Source organism: Variovorax sp. GW821-FHT10B04 (assembly GCF_059415645.1).
Genome location: NZ_JBWKNQ010000007.1, coordinates 133,674 through 146,765, shown reverse-complemented (window position 1 = coordinate 146,765; position 13,092 = coordinate 133,674). Strand labels below are relative to the sequence as shown.

12 protein-coding genes are annotated in these 13,092 nt (G+C 69.3%); 6 read left to right on the top strand and 6 right to left on the bottom strand.

Features of this window, described 5'->3' with window-relative positions:
- Positions 1 to 21: 21 nt before the first annotated feature.
- The 5 genes from AC07PZ_RS18565 to AC07PZ_RS18545 are packed head-to-tail and all read right to left on the bottom strand — an operon-like array spanning position 22 to position 6,890.
- Positions 22 to 1,410, bottom strand: a complete 1,389-nt coding sequence (locus tag AC07PZ_RS18565) for an FAD-binding oxidoreductase (RefSeq protein ID WP_495296604.1) — start codon at positions 1,408 to 1,410, stop codon at positions 22 to 24.
- A gap of 25 nt (positions 1,411 to 1,435) precedes the next feature.
- Positions 1,436 to 3,325, bottom strand: a complete 1,890-nt coding sequence (locus AC07PZ_RS18560) for a dipeptide ABC transporter ATP-binding protein (protein WP_495296603.1) — start codon at positions 3,323 to 3,325, stop codon at positions 1,436 to 1,438.
- Positions 3,326 to 3,338: 13 nt separating this feature from the next.
- The gene (locus AC07PZ_RS18555; RefSeq protein ID WP_495296602.1) at positions 3,339 to 4,241 is read right to left on the bottom strand and encodes an ABC transporter permease; all 903 of its coding nucleotides are present in this window, start codon (positions 4,239 to 4,241) and stop codon (positions 3,339 to 3,341) included.
- Positions 4,238 to 5,254: an ABC transporter permease gene (locus AC07PZ_RS18550; protein WP_495296601.1), complete on the bottom strand. Its 1,017-nt coding sequence runs from the start codon at positions 5,252 to 5,254 to the stop codon at positions 4,238 to 4,240. Before AC07PZ_RS18550 ends, AC07PZ_RS18555 begins: the two co-directional genes overlap by 4 nt.
- 19 nt (positions 5,255 to 5,273) lie before the next feature.
- Entirely contained in the window at positions 5,274 to 6,890 is a 1,617-nt protein-coding gene (locus tag AC07PZ_RS18545) for an ABC transporter substrate-binding protein (RefSeq protein WP_495296600.1), read from the bottom strand.
- A gap of 182 nt (positions 6,891 to 7,072) precedes the next feature.
- Here AC07PZ_RS18545 and AC07PZ_RS18540 point away from each other — a divergent pair, with 182 nt between their 5' ends.
- From AC07PZ_RS18540 to AC07PZ_RS18525, 4 genes are all read left to right on the top strand, one after another.
- Positions 7,073 to 7,873, top strand: coding sequence for a GntR family transcriptional regulator (locus AC07PZ_RS18540; RefSeq protein ID WP_495296599.1), 801 nt, complete (start codon positions 7,073 to 7,075; stop codon positions 7,871 to 7,873).
- The gene (locus AC07PZ_RS18535) at positions 7,874 to 8,968 is read left to right on the top strand and encodes an LLM class flavin-dependent oxidoreductase (RefSeq protein WP_495296598.1); all 1,095 of its coding nucleotides are present in this window, start codon (positions 7,874 to 7,876) and stop codon (positions 8,966 to 8,968) included.
- A gap of 159 nt (positions 8,969 to 9,127) precedes the next feature.
- Positions 9,128 to 9,898 carry an HpcH/HpaI aldolase family protein gene (locus tag AC07PZ_RS18530; protein WP_495296597.1) on the top strand — a complete coding sequence of 257 codons (771 nt, stop codon included), beginning with the start codon at positions 9,128 to 9,130 and terminating at the stop codon, positions 9,896 to 9,898.
- A complete protein-coding gene (locus tag AC07PZ_RS18525; protein WP_495296596.1) occupies positions 9,895 to 10,734 on the top strand; it encodes an alpha/beta fold hydrolase in 840 nt (279 codons plus the stop codon). Before AC07PZ_RS18530 ends, AC07PZ_RS18525 begins: the two co-directional genes overlap by 4 nt.
- A 6-nt stretch (positions 10,735 to 10,740) precedes the next feature.
- Here the strand turns inward: AC07PZ_RS18525 and AC07PZ_RS18520 are convergent, their stop codons facing one another.
- The gene (locus AC07PZ_RS18520) at positions 10,741 to 11,565 is read right to left on the bottom strand and encodes an IclR family transcriptional regulator (protein ID WP_495296595.1); all 825 of its coding nucleotides are present in this window, start codon (positions 11,563 to 11,565) and stop codon (positions 10,741 to 10,743) included.
- Between the two features lie 164 nt (positions 11,566 to 11,729).
- On the opposite strand from AC07PZ_RS18520, the gene AC07PZ_RS18515 reads away from it, so the two are divergent.
- Both AC07PZ_RS18515 and AC07PZ_RS18510 read left to right on the top strand, forming a co-directional pair.
- Entirely contained in the window at positions 11,730 to 12,431 is a 702-nt protein-coding gene (locus AC07PZ_RS18515) for a 3-oxoacid CoA-transferase subunit A (protein WP_495296594.1), read from the top strand.
- A gap of 9 nt (positions 12,432 to 12,440) precedes the next feature.
- On the top strand, positions 12,441 to 13,082 hold the full coding sequence (locus tag AC07PZ_RS18510) for a 3-oxoacid CoA-transferase subunit B (RefSeq protein WP_495296593.1): 642 nt from the start codon (positions 12,441 to 12,443) through the stop codon (positions 13,080 to 13,082).
- The last annotated feature ends 10 nt before the right edge of the window (positions 13,083 to 13,092 follow it).

Here is a 13,092-nt window from a genome sequence, read left to right as displayed (position 1 = left end):
GAACCCGGACGGGCCCGCTCTTCAGAACACCTTGCCGGGGTTCAGCAGGTTGAGCGGGTCCATCGCGGCCTTCAGCCGGCGCATCAGCGCGATCTCTTCCGGCGAGCGCGTGAACGACAGGAAGGGCTTCTTGACCAGCCCGATGCCGTGCTCCGCCGAGATCGTGCCGCCCAGGCTGCGCACGATGCCGTAGACCACCTGGTCGACCGCGTGGCTCGGCTGCACGGCGCCGGCCGACGGCACGTTGATCACCACGTGCAGGTTGCTGTCGCCGATGTGGCCGTAGCACAGCACGCGCGCGTCGGGCCATTGCGCCTTGACGTCGCGGTCCAGCCACGCCACGGCCTCGGCCATCGTGGCCGTCGGCAGACCGATGTCGAAGCCGATGATCGGGCCGAGCACGCGCGAGTACTCCGACGGGCTGTCGCGCAGCGCCCAGAGGTCCTGCGTGTCGCGCTCCGACGCGGCCACGATCACGTCGCTCAGCACGTCGCGCTCCAGCAGGCCGCCCAGGCAGGCTTCGAGCTGCGCGGTCTCACCGTCGGCGTGGAAGCCGCTCGACTCGATCAGCACGTACACGCCCTGCGGCGCGTCGAAGGGCCGGCGCAACTGCGGCAGGCCCTGTGTCATGCAGTCGACGAAGCTGGGCCACATCACTTCGAAGGCCGACAGCGCGGGGCCGAGTTGCGCACGCGCGGTCTGCAGCAGCGTGAGCACTGCGGCGTAGTCCGGGCAGCCGCACAGCGCGGTCGCGACCGACAGCGGCTTGGCCTGCAGCCGCAGCACCACGCGCGTGATGACGCCGAGCGTGCCTTCGGCGCCGATCAGCATCTGCTTCAGGTCGTAGCCCGCGTTGTTCTTGATCATCTTGTTGAGCGAGCTGACGATCGTGCCGTCGGCCAGCACGTACTCGAGCCCGAGCACGTGCTCGCGCGCCATGCCGTAGCGGATCACGCGGTTGCCGCCGGCGTTGGTCGACAGGTTGCCGCCGATGGTGCAGGAGCCGCGCGCGCCCAGGTCGAGCGGGAAGTGCATGCCCGCCGCCTCGGCCTGCGCCTGGATCTCGCCGAGCGGCGTGCCGGCCAGCACGGTCATCGTGCCCATCACGGTGTCGATCTCCTCGATGCCGCTCATGCGCTCGAAGGACATCACCACGCCGTCCGCAACCGGCTGCGCGCCGCCGGCCAGGCCGGTCAGCCCGCCCTGCGGCACCAGCGGTACGCGCAGTTGCGTGCACAGCCGCAGCGCGATGCTCACGTCCTGCGTGCTGCGCGGGCGCAGCAGCAGCGCAGGCTGCACCGGCGGCAGGCCGGACCAGTCGTGCCAGTGCTTCGCGTCGATCGCCTCGCGGCCGACCACGGTGCCTTCGGGCAGGGCGGCGGCGAAGGCCTGTTCCAGGTTGTCGTGCATCGTGGGTCCTTGGTCGGGCACCTGCTCAGGCGATTGCCGCCGCCGCATCCGCCGGCACCGGCGGCCAGGGCATGTTGGCGTCGGCCGGCGGCACTGCGCCGAGCAGCAGGCGGGTGTACGCATGCTGCGGGTCGGCGAAGACCGCGTCGGTCGGCCCCTGTTCGACGATGCGGCCGGCCTGCATCACGATCACGCGCGAGCACAGGTAGCGCACCACCGACAGGTCGTGCGAGATCAGCAACAGCGCCACGCCGTGGCGCCGGCCCAGGTCGAGCAGCAGGTTCAGGATCTGCGCCTGCACCGACACGTCGAGGCCCGAGACGATCTCGTCCGCGACCAGCAGCCGCGGCATCACGCACAGCGCACGTCCGATGTTGACGCGCTGCTTCTGGCCGCCCGACAGCTGCGTCGGAAAGCGCTCGAGGCTGTCCGCCGGCAGGCCGACGTCGCGCAGCAGTTCGGCTGCGCGGTCGGCGCGCGGCACGCGGCCGATGGCGCTCGCCTCGGTGCGGTCGACCTCGTAGGCCTGCGTCAGCAGCCGATAGACCGAGCGGCGCGGATTCAGCGCCGAGTGCGGGTCCTGGAAGATCATCTGCACATGCTCGCGCGTGAGCCGCAGCAGCGCCGGGCTCGCGTCGCCGAGCGGCTGGCCCTCGATCGCGATGCGCCCGCTGGTGGCGCGTTCGGCGCCGACGATCAGCCGTGCGACCGAGCTCTTGCCGCTGCCGCTTTCGCCCACGATGCCGACGAACTCGCCCGGCCGCACCGACAGCGTCAACGCATCGACTGCCGTGTTGTGCACCTTGCGCTGGCCCCACAGGCCGCGCCGCGCGGTATAGCGCAGCGTCACGTCCTGCAGGTCGACCAGCGGCGCGGCCTGCGGGTCGCCGGTGGGGGCGCGCCAGTCAGCGGTGGTGGCGTCCGACGCCGCATCCGATGCGATCGCGGGCACCTCGCAGGTGGTGGCGCAACGCACCCAATGTCCGGGCGCGCTCTCGTGCAAGGCGGGCGGGCTCGACGCGCAGGCGGCGTTGCGCGTAGGGCAACGCGAGGCGAAGCGGCAGCCTGCGATGTTGGCGAGCGTCGACACGCCGGGCATCTGGCCTTCGAGCGCCGGCAGCTCGCGGCGTGCGCCGTGCACGTCGGGCGTGGCGGCCTGCAGCGCGCGGGTGTACGGATGGCGCGGCTGGCGCAGCACGTCCTTGGCCGGTCCGTACTCGACCTGCTCGCCCGCGTAGAGCACGGCGATGTCGTCGCAGACATGCGCCGCCAGCCGCAGGTCGTGCGTGATCAGCAGCACGGCGGTCTGGTGCTTGCGCTGCAGTTGCGCGACCAGCGACAGCACGTGCGCCTGGCTCACCACGTCGAGCGCGGTGGTCGGCTCGTCCGCGATGATCAGCGCCGGCTCGGCCGCAAAGGCCATCGCGATCAGCACGCGCTGGCACTGGCCGCCCGACAGCTCGTGCGGATAGCGGCGCGCCATCTCCTCGGGCTTCGGCAGGTGCACCGACGCAAGCTGCGCGCGGATGGCCTCGGCCCGCTGCGCCGCGGGCACGCCCAGCAGCATCAGGTGCTCGTCGAAGGTCTGGCCGATCGTCAGCACCGGGTTCAGCGCGGTCAGCGGCTCCTGTGGAACGAAGGCGATGCGGCGGCCCAGCAGCGCGCGCCAGGCGTCGGGCTTCTGCGCCAGCAACTCGATGCCGTCGAACAGCACGCGGCCACGCGTCACCTCGAAGCCCGGCGGCGTGTGGCCCGCGATGAGCCGGCCGATCATGCTTTTGCCCGCGCCCGATTCGCCGACCAGGCCGAGCACCTTGCCGCGTTCGACCGAGAAGGACACGTCGCGCAGCAGCTCCACCTGCTTGCCGCCGACGCGCGCGCTCAGGTCCAGGTTGATGAGGGACAGGATGCTCATGGGTCGACCTTCCTCATTCGCCACGCTTCTTGAGCCGCGGGTCGAGCGCCACGCGCAGGCCGTCGCCGAGCAGGTTGCAGCCGAGCACGGTGACGACGATGGCGGCCACCGGCACCAGCAGCACCCACAGCGCGCTGTGCATGTCGCTGCGCGCATCGGCCAGCATCTGGCCCCAGGTCGTCACGTCCGGCGGCACCGACAGGCCGATGAAGGACAGCGTCGCCTCCACGATGATCGCGATGCCCATCTCGATCGAGAACAGCGTGATCATCAGCGGCACCACCGCCGGCAGCACTTCGCGCAACACCGTGCGCAGGTGCGAGAAGCCGATGAGCTGCGCGGCCAGCACGTATTCGCGGCGCCGCGTGACCAGCACGTCGGCGCGCACCACGCGGCAGAAGCGCGTCCAGTCGACCAGCACGACCGCGAGGATCACCTTGTCGACGCCGGTGCCCAGGCCGACCAGCAGGATCAGCGACAGCACGACCGGCGGGAACGACATCCAGAGGTCGACGACGTAGCTGATGGTGCGATCGACGCGGCCACCGAAGTAGCCGCCGGCCAGGGCGAGCGCGCTGCCGACCAGCATGGCGCCGAGCGCCGAGACGATGGCCACCAGCAGCGCGACACGGGCGCCGTAGATCACGCGCGACAGCACGCAGCGGCCCAGGCTGTCGGTGCCCAGCGGAAAGGCGGACGTGCCGTCGTGCGCCCACATCGGCGGCGCCAGCATGTTGAGCAGGTCCTGCTCCAGCGGGTCGTGCGGCGCGATCCAGGGCGCGAACAGCGCGGCCAGCAGCACGACCAGCAGGATGCCGCCGCCGATCAGCACGCGCGGCTGGCGGGCCAGCTGGCGCAGTGCCGTGGCCAGCGGCGACGGCTGCGCAGCCGCGACGGGAAGGGTGGCGCGTGTCATGGGTTTCGCAGTCGCGGATTCAGCACCGCATAGAGAACGTCGACGATCGCGTTGATGCCCAGCATCAGCACGCAGAACAGCAGCGCGATGCCCTGGATCAGCGGCAGGTCGTTGCCCTTCACCGCCTGCACCATCAGGTTGCCGACGCCGGGGAAGCCGAAGATCATCTCGACCAGCAGCGCACCGCCGAACAGGAAGCCGAACTGCACGCCGATCATCGTGATGGTCGGCAGCGCGGCGTTCTTCAGCATGTGGCGCCAGAGGATGCGGGTCTCCGACAGGCCGCGCAGCCGCGCGACTTCGACGTAGGGTTCGTTCGCCGCGTCGATCAGCCCGGAGCGCAGCACGCGGATGACCAGCGGCGCGAAGCTCAGTGCGAGCGCCAGTGCGGGCAGCAGCAGGTGCGACAGCGCGCTGAGCCAGGCGTCGAACTGGCCGGTGACCAGCAGGTCGACCAGCGCCAGGCCGGTGATGCCGGGCAGCGTGACGTCCTGCCCGACCCGGCCGCTGAAGGGCAGCACCGGCCACAGCACGCCGAACACGACGATCAGCAGCAAGGCCCACAGGAAGGACGGCATCGACTGCAGCAGCGTGACGACCAGGTCGGCCGCGGCCTCGCGCTTGCGGCGGTACAGCACATAGGCGATCACCCCGCCCGGAATGCTGATCACGAGCGAGATGAACAGGCCGGCCAGTGCGAGTTCGATGGTGGCCGGAATGGCCGCCGCCATCAGCGTCGTGACCGGCTGGCGGAAGTTGATCGACAGGCCGAGGTTGCCGCGCGCGGCTTCCCAGAGCCAGATGGCGAACTGCACCGGGATGGGCTTGTCGAAGCCCATCTGCTGGCGCAGCGCCGCGGAGTCCGCCGCGGTGGCGGAGGGCGGCAGCATCATCGACAGCGGGTCGACCGGCAGCAGCCGCAGCACCACGAACACCACCAGCGAGAGAAGGATCAGGGTGGGAATCGCGACGGCCAGGCGCCGCAGCGCGATTCCCAGGGTCAACTGAAGCATCGGGTTGCCGCGGGCCTCGTCACTTGTACTTGTATTCGACCGGCAGCACGTAGCCGTTGTCGAACAGCGTGGGCTGCAGCGCCGACGAATAGGCCACGGTGGTCACCGCCTGCAGCAGCGGAATGGCCCAGGACTTCTCCGACGACTCGACGTTGAGCGCCTTGTAGCCGGCCATGCGCTTGCGTTCTTCCACCTCGGTCATCAGGCCGTCGATGCGCGGCGCGAGCGACATGTCCTTCCAGGTCGCGAAGCGCAGGCGCGGGTCGAAGATGCGGCCGGCGTAGTTCTCCGGGTCGCCGGTGCTGTTGGCCCAGCTGTAGAGCAGCACGCCGGTGAGCTTGCCGTTCTGCGCGGCCTCGACCAGCTTGGCCGGCGTGGTTTCCTCGATGGTGGCGTTGATGCCCACCGCCTTCCACATCTGCGCGATGGCGCGCGCCATGTCGTAGTCGTTGGGGAAGGTGCCGTTGGTCGACAGCAGCGTGATGTTGACCGGGTTGGTGGTGCTGTAGCCGGCTTCCTTGAGTTCCGCGATCGCCTTGGTCTTGTCGAACGGGTACTTGAAGTCGGGCACGTACGACGGTGTGCCTTCCGGCGTCATCACCGACAGCGGCTTCGCCATGCCGCCATAGAAGGCCTTGGACAGCGCGGCCTTGTCGACCGACAGGTGCATCGCCGCGCGCACGCGGTCGTCGTCGAAGGGCTTCACATAGCTGGGGATGCGCAGCATGTAGACCTCCGAATACGGATAGATCTTGGTCGTCAGCCCGGGCTTGGACGCGAGCCGCTGCACCTCGCGCACCGGCAGCTGCACGCCCAGGCCGGCGCGGCCCGACTCGACCAGCGCGACGCGCGCCGAGGGCTCCGGCACGATCTGGAAGATCACCTGCTTGATCGCGGGCTTGCCGCCCCAGTACTTGTCGAAAGCCTCCAGCACGATGCGCGAACCGCGCTGGTGCTCGACCATGCGGTAGGGGCCGGCGCCGATCGGCTTGGCGTTGAAGCCCTCGGGCCCGACCTGCGTCATGTAGGCCTTGGGCACGATGTAGGTGGCCAGGAAGCCGAAGTAGATCGGCGCGGCCGGGGTCGGTCGGCTGTAGACCATCACGCCCTTGGTGGGCGACTGGATCTCGACGTCCGCCAGCGTGTTGAGCATGCCGCCGACCAGCAGCTTCTTGTCGGCCTTGGCGCGCTCGGACAGGCTGTAGCGCACGTCCTCCATCGTCATCTTGGTGCCGTCGTGGAACAGGATGTCGTCGCGCAGCGTGATCTCCAGGCGCGTCGCCTTGTCGTCGAGCCACTTCCACTCCTTGAGCTGGCGTGGCTTCAGCGTGAGGTCGGGCGAGTAGCGCAGCAGCGAGTCGAACACCGTCTGGTAGATGCCCTGGATCGTCGGGATCGAGTTCGCGCCCGGGTCCCAGGTCGGGATGTCGACCGGGTAGGCGATCGACAGCGTGTTCTTGTCGACGCCCTGTGCGGCGGCCATCTCCCACGGCAGGAGTCCGCCGAGGCCGGCCGATACCGCGCCGAGCAGCAGGCCGCGGCGTCGCGCGTCGTATGCGGCCACGGATGGCGAGGAGGACGAAAGAGACAGGTCGGCTGGCGTGTCCTGAATGGCGATGCGGCGTGGCTCGTTCATGTGGATCTCTCTGGTGAAGGCGCGTGCAGGAAAAGCCCGGCAACAGGCCCTGATAGCAACCCCCGTGCCGCCTTCGGCTGCGGGTTCGACGTGTCGGGTGCCCCAAACCCGTTCTTCTTCTGTCCAAACTCGTGCAAACTATATACAGTATTCTTTTGTTCGTGCAAGCTGATTCGCAGTCCATGACCACTTCCCGCAAGACGTCCCTGTCCACGCCGCTGTCCCGCGAGGGCAACCTGAGCGAGCGCATCTACGCCGAGCTGCGGCTGCGTCTGCAGCAGTTGCCGCTGAAGCCGGACGAGCGGCTGCTCGACCTCGACGTCGCCTCGGCCTATGGCACTTCGCGCATGCCGGCACGCGACGCGTTGCTGCGTCTCGTGAACGAGGGCTACCTGGTCGGCACCACGCGCGGCTTCGTGGCCCCCGTGCTCAGCGAGGAAGACATGCACGAGATCTTCGACGTGCGCCGCATGCTCGAGCCCGACGCCATCGCCAGCGTGGCCCGCGCCATCGATGCGGCCGGGCTGAAGGCGCTGACCAAGGCGCTGCAGCAGGCGCGCCGTGCCGCCAAGGCCAAGGACGGCGAGGAGATGATGCTGGCCAACATGGCCTTCCGGCATGCATGGCTCAGCCGCGTCGCCAACAAGCGGCTGGCCGCCACCATCGCGCGCTTCGTCGACCACGTGCAGACCGTGCGCCTCAACACGCTGAGCGACGCGCAGACCCGGCAGATCGTGCTCGACGGCCTCGAGGGCCTGCATGCCGCGCTCAGCGCGCGCGACGACGTGCGGGTGCGCGAGGAAATGAAGGACTTCATGGACGCGGCGGAGCACGCGTTCTTCTTCGGGCGCGAAGCCGGTGCATCGGCCGCGGCCGCACCGCCGGTGCCTGAGCCTGTCGCGACCGGTGCAACGACCGCGGTCGCCGCCACACCCGCCACAGCCGTCACAACCGCCCGCCGCGCCACCAGAAAGGTGCATTGAATGACCATCGTCCATCCGCTCCACGGCCCGAACCGTTTCAAGCTCGGCGTCTTCTCCGCCAATGCCGACGGCGGCCTGGCCATCACCGACGTGCCCGAGCGCTGGCGTGCCAGCTGGGCCGACAACCTGGCGGCCGTGAAGATCGCCGACCAGGCCAGGCTCGAGTTCTTCCTGCCGATCGCGCGCTGGCGTGGCTTCGGGGGCAAGAACCACGTGCGCGAATGGTCCTTCGAGACCTTCACCTGGGCCGCCGGCCTGGCCGCGGTCACGCAGCGCATCGGCCTCTTCATGACGGTGCACGTGCCGCTGGTGCATCCGGTGTACGCGGCCAAGGCGCTCGCGACCGTCGACCACATCAGCGGCGGCCGTGCCGGGCTCAACGTGGTCTGCGGCTGGAACCCGCAGGAGTTCGCGATGTTCGGCGCCAGGCTCAATGACGATGCCTACGGCCAGGCGGCCGAATGGATGGAGATCATCGAGCGCTGCTACGGCGACGACCAGCCTTTCGACTTCGAAGGCAAGCACTACGCGCTGAAGGGCGTCGTGAGCCGGCCGGCCAGCCTGCAACTGCCACGCCCAGTGACGATGAACGCCGCCTTCGGTTCGCCGGGACGCGACTTCGCAGCCAGGAAATGCGACTTCCTGTTCTCGCCCTTCTCCAACATCGAGGACGGCCGCAAGCACGTCGCCGACATCCGCGAGCGCGCCGCGCTGCAGGGCCGCGACGTCGGCATCTACACGGTCTGCCACGTGGTGGCGCGCGAGACCCAGCGCGAGGCCGAGGACTATTACGAGCGCTACGCGGTGACCGAGGCCGACCATGCCGCGGTCGACAACCACATGGCGCAGAAGAAGGAGTTCGCCAACTCCCACGACAAGAACGCCTTCGACCTCTACCGCAAGCGCTTCGCGGGCGGCGCCGGCACCTATCCGCTGGTCGGCACGCCGGAGAAGATCGTCGACGACCTCGTGCGCATCTCGCAGGAGGGCTATGCCGGTGCTGCGCTCACCTTCGTCAACTATGCCGACGAGCTGCCTTTCTTCTGCGAACGCGTGCTGCCGCTGATGAAGCAGGCCGGCCTGCGCACGGAATGAGGCTCGCCCCCAGTCTTCGCGCACTTCGTGTCGCTTCGCCAACCCCCTACCGGGGGCAACACCAGCGGCCCGGCGAAGCCGGTTCCGCGGTGTTCCTGGTATTCGGCCGCGCCTGTTTCATACGTCGCGCGTCACGCGGCAGCATGGTGGAAAACTGAAATGTTCTATCCCGACCGTCCCACTCTCAAGACCCGCATCGCCGCGGGCGAATGCCTCGCCGTTTCATGGCTCGCGCTCGGCTCGGTGGCCGTGGCCGAGATCGCCGCGCGTGCCGGCGCCGACGCCATCGTGCTCGACCTGCAGCACGGCCTTTGGGAGCGGCGCGATCTCGAGGCCGCGATCGGCCTGGTGCCGGCCGACATTCCCGTCATCGTGCGGGTCGCCGAGAACTCGGCGCTCGCGATCGGCACCGCGCTCGATGCCGGCGCCGAGGGCGTGATGGTGCCGATGATCGAGAGCGCCGCCGACGCCGCGCAGGCGCTGCGCCACGCGAAGTACCCGCCGCACGGCACACGGTCCGCGGGTGGCGTGCGTCCGCTGAAGGACTTCGGTGCCTACGTGCAGGGCGCGCACCAGATTGCGGTGATGGTGATGATCGAGACCGCGGCCGGCCTCGCGCAGGCCGCCGAGATCGCGGCCGTCCCCGGGCTGGACATGGTGTTCATCGGCTCCGGCGACCTGTCGCTGTCGTTGCAGGTGGGCGGCGCCGATCCGCGCCTCGCCGAGGCCTGCGCATCGATCCGCAGCGCCTGCGACGCGGCGGTGCTTCCTTGCGGCATCTTCACCGGCACGCGCGCCGCCGCACTCGCATCGCGCGCGGCCGGCTACGGCATGGTGGTGGCCGCCAGCGACATCGATGTCGTCGCGCAGGGTTTTGCCGACGCCGTGGGTGCGCTGCGCACCGGCGGCGTGCCGGAGTCCGCACCATGAGCGCGCTGTCGAATCCCGTCGCCGTGGCGGTGGAACGCCGCTTCGTTCCGACCGCTTCGGGCCGCATCCACGTCGCGATCGCCGGTCAGGGTTTTCCGGTGCTGCTGCTGCACCAGACGCCGCGCTCCTGGGACGAATACCGCGACGTGCTGCCACTGCTCGGCCGGGGCTTCCAGGCGATCGCGATGGACACCGTCGGCTTCGGCGATTCGCAGCCGCTGCCGATCGCACCGCAGGCCAACACCATCGAGCGCTGGGCCGAAGCCGCCTTCGACCTGCTCGACGCGCTGGGCATCGAGCGCGCCGCGTTCGTCGGCCACCACACCGGGGCGGTGATCGCGATGGAGATGGCCGCGAGCCGGCCGTCGCGGGCCGCCGCACTCGTGCTGTCGTCCTGCCCCTTCGTCGATGCGGCGCGGCGCGCCAGCCACCACGGCAAGCGGGTGATCGACGAGGTCGAACCGACGGCGAGCGGTGCGCATCTTGCCGAACTCTGGCAGCGCCGCCAACCTTTCTATCCGGCTGGCGACATCGACCTGCTGCAGCGTTTCGTCGCCGATGCGCTCAAGTGCGGCGCGATGGCGGCCGAGGGCCACCACGTGGTCGGGCGCTACGAGATGGAACACCGCGTCGGCGGGGTCGCGTGCCCGACGCTGGTGATCGGCGCGCCCGACGATCCGCATGCGTTCCCGGCGACGCCGCGCGTGGCGCAGGCGATTGCCGGCAGCACGCGCATCGACATTCCGGGCGCGATGGTGCCGCTGCCGGACCAGTTGCCGGAAGCCTTCGCGGACACGGTGTCCGGCTTTCTCTCGGGGCTGTCGCTGCGGGGCTGAAGGCGATCAGAGCAGCGCGGAGATCTCGCGCGCTGCAGCCAGCAGGGCGGGCAGCATCGTGTCCTGCATCACCTTCGCGCTGGTGCGGTTGGCCTGCCCGCTGATGTTGATGGCGGCCACCGTGCGGCCGCTGCGGTCGACCAGCGGCGCGGCGATCGAGATCAGGCCTTCTTCCAGCTCCTGGTTGACCAGGCACCAGCCCTGGCGCCGCGCCTGCACGATCTTCGCGAGCAGCGCGTCGGGGTCCGTCACGGTGTTCCTGGTCAGCGTCTCGCGCGGCATCGCGGCCAGCCGCGCCTGCACCTCGGCGTCCGGAAGACCGGCCAGCAGCACGCGGCCGAGCGACGTGCAATAGGCCGGCAGCCGCGAGCCCACACCCAGGCTGATGCGCATGATCTTGTGCGTCGGCACGCGCAGCACGTACACGATGTCGGCGGCGTCGAGCACCGCGGCCGAGCACGACTCCTGCACCTGCTGCACCAGCTTTTCCATCACCGGCTCGGCGCGGTTCCAGATCGGCATCGACGACAGGTAGGCGAAGCCCAGGTCGAGGATGCGCGGCGTGAGCGTGAAGAGCTTGCCGTCGGTGTCGACGTAGCCGAGCGTCTGCAGCGTCAGCAGGATGCGGCGTGCGCCGGCACGGGACAGGCCGCTCGCGGCGGCGACCTCGCTGAGCGTCTGGCGCGGCGCGGCGGCGTTGAAGGAGCGGATCACCAGCAGGCCGCGCGCGAAGGACTGCACGTATCTGTCGCCCGGTGCCGGAGGCGCTGTCCCGGTCGCGACAGCGTCGGGTTCGGCCTTGTCGGCCGGCTTGGAGCGGGTGATTGCCATGCGGGTTGATCTTCTCTAGAATTCATTATAAGAACAAATGTTCGTATGTCGAACAAATGTGCCGCGACTGGATCGGGAGCGGCCCGGGACATCTGCCTTGCCAGCCGCCTCGTGCCCTCGCCGATGCACGCATCCGTTTCGTCCACCCTTCCGGAGACTTCTCCATGATCAACAAGATCGCCGCCTCGGTCGCCGACGCGCTGGCCGGCATCCAGGACGGCGCCACCGTCCTGATCGGCGGCTTCGGCACTGCCGGCATTCCCAACGAACTGATCGACGGCCTGATCGCGCAGGGCGCGAAGGATCTGACCGTCGTCAACAACAACGCCGGCAATGGCGAGACCGGCCTGGCCGCACTGCTGAAGACCGGCCGCGTGTGCAAGATCATCTGCAGCTTTCCGCGCCAGGCCGACAGCCAGGTGTTCGACGGCCTGTACCGCAGCGGCAAGCTCGAACTCGAGCTGGTGCCGCAAGGCAACCTGGCCGAGCGCATCCGCGCGGCCGGTGCCGGCATCGGCGCCTTCTTCTGCCCGACCGGCTACGGCACGCAGCTGGCCGGCGACCGCGAGACGCGCGAGATCAACGGCAAGCAATACGTGCTCGAGTACCCGATCCACGGCGACGTCGCGCTGATCAAGGCCGAGAAGGGCGACCGCTGGGGCAACCTGGTCTACCGCAAGGCCGCGCGCAACTTCGGCCCGGTGATGGCCATGGCCGCGAAGAAGACCATCGCGACCGTGCACGAGATCGCCGAGCTCGGCACCATCGACCCCGAGACCATCGTGACGCCCGGCATCTTCGTGAAGCAGATCGTGCAGATCGAACGCGTCGCCACGCAAGCCGGCGGCTTCAAGAAAGCGGCATAAGGAGCACACATGACCTACCAACGTCGCACCAAGGACCAGCTCGCCGCGCGCGTCGCGCAGGACATCTTCGACGGCGCCGTCGTCAACCTCGGCATCGGCCAGCCCACGCTGGTGGCCAATCACCTGCCGGCCGGCCGCGAGGTCGTGCTGCAGAGCGAGAACGGCATCCTCGGCATGGGCCCCGCGCCGGCGGCCGGCGAGGAAGACTACGACCTGATCAACGCGGGCAAGCAGCCCGTCACGCTGCTGCCCGGCGGCGCGTTCTTCCACCACGCCGACAGCTTCGCGATGATGCGCGGCGGCCATCTGGACATCTGCGTGCTCGGCGCGTTCCAGGTCTCGGCCACCGGCGACCTGGCCAACTGGAGCACCGGCGAAGAAGGCGCGATCCCCGCGGTCGGCGGCGCGATGGACCTCGCCATCGGCGCCAAGCAGACCTGGGTCATGATGGACCTGCTGACCAAGAAGGGCGAAAGCAAGATCGTCGAGAAATGCGGCTATCCGCTGACCGGCATCGGCTGCGTCAAGCGCGTGTATTCCGACCTCGCCACACTCGAATGCACGCCCGGCGGACTGAAGCTGATCGACAAGGTCGACGGCCTCGAACATGCCGAACTCGAGAAACTCGTGGGCTTGCCCATCGCCGCCTGAACATCCTGGA

Excerpts from the sequence above, each read along its gene's own strand:
- AC07PZ_RS18555 (WP_495296602.1), bottom strand. The coding sequence starts at position 4,241 with ATGACACGCGCCACCCTTCCCGTCGCGGCTGCGCAGCCGTCGCCGCTG.
- AC07PZ_RS18530 (WP_495296597.1), top strand. The coding sequence starts at position 9,128 with ATGTTCTATCCCGACCGTCCCACTCTCAAGACCCGCATCGCCGCGGGC.
- AC07PZ_RS18545 (WP_495296600.1), bottom strand. The coding sequence starts at position 6,890 with ATGAACGAGCCACGCCGCATCGCCATTCAGGACACGCCAGCCGACCTG.
- AC07PZ_RS18515 (WP_495296594.1), top strand. The coding sequence starts at position 11,730 with ATGATCAACAAGATCGCCGCCTCGGTCGCCGACGCGCTGGCCGGCATC.
- AC07PZ_RS18550 (WP_495296601.1), bottom strand. The coding sequence starts at position 5,254 with ATGCTTCAGTTGACCCTGGGAATCGCGCTGCGGCGCCTGGCCGTCGCG.
- AC07PZ_RS18510 (WP_495296593.1), top strand. The coding sequence starts at position 12,441 with ATGACCTACCAACGTCGCACCAAGGACCAGCTCGCCGCGCGCGTCGCG.
- AC07PZ_RS18520 (WP_495296595.1), bottom strand. The coding sequence starts at position 11,565 with ATGGCAATCACCCGCTCCAAGCCGGCCGACAAGGCCGAACCCGACGCT.
- AC07PZ_RS18565 (WP_495296604.1), bottom strand. The coding sequence starts at position 1,410 with ATGCACGACAACCTGGAACAGGCCTTCGCCGCCGCCCTGCCCGAAGGC.
- AC07PZ_RS18535 (WP_495296598.1), top strand. The coding sequence starts at position 7,874 with ATGACCATCGTCCATCCGCTCCACGGCCCGAACCGTTTCAAGCTCGGC.
- AC07PZ_RS18525 (WP_495296596.1), top strand. The coding sequence starts at position 9,895 with ATGAGCGCGCTGTCGAATCCCGTCGCCGTGGCGGTGGAACGCCGCTTC.
- AC07PZ_RS18560 (WP_495296603.1), bottom strand. The coding sequence starts at position 3,325 with ATGAGCATCCTGTCCCTCATCAACCTGGACCTGAGCGCGCGCGTCGGC.
- AC07PZ_RS18540 (WP_495296599.1), top strand. The coding sequence starts at position 7,073 with ATGACCACTTCCCGCAAGACGTCCCTGTCCACGCCGCTGTCCCGCGAG.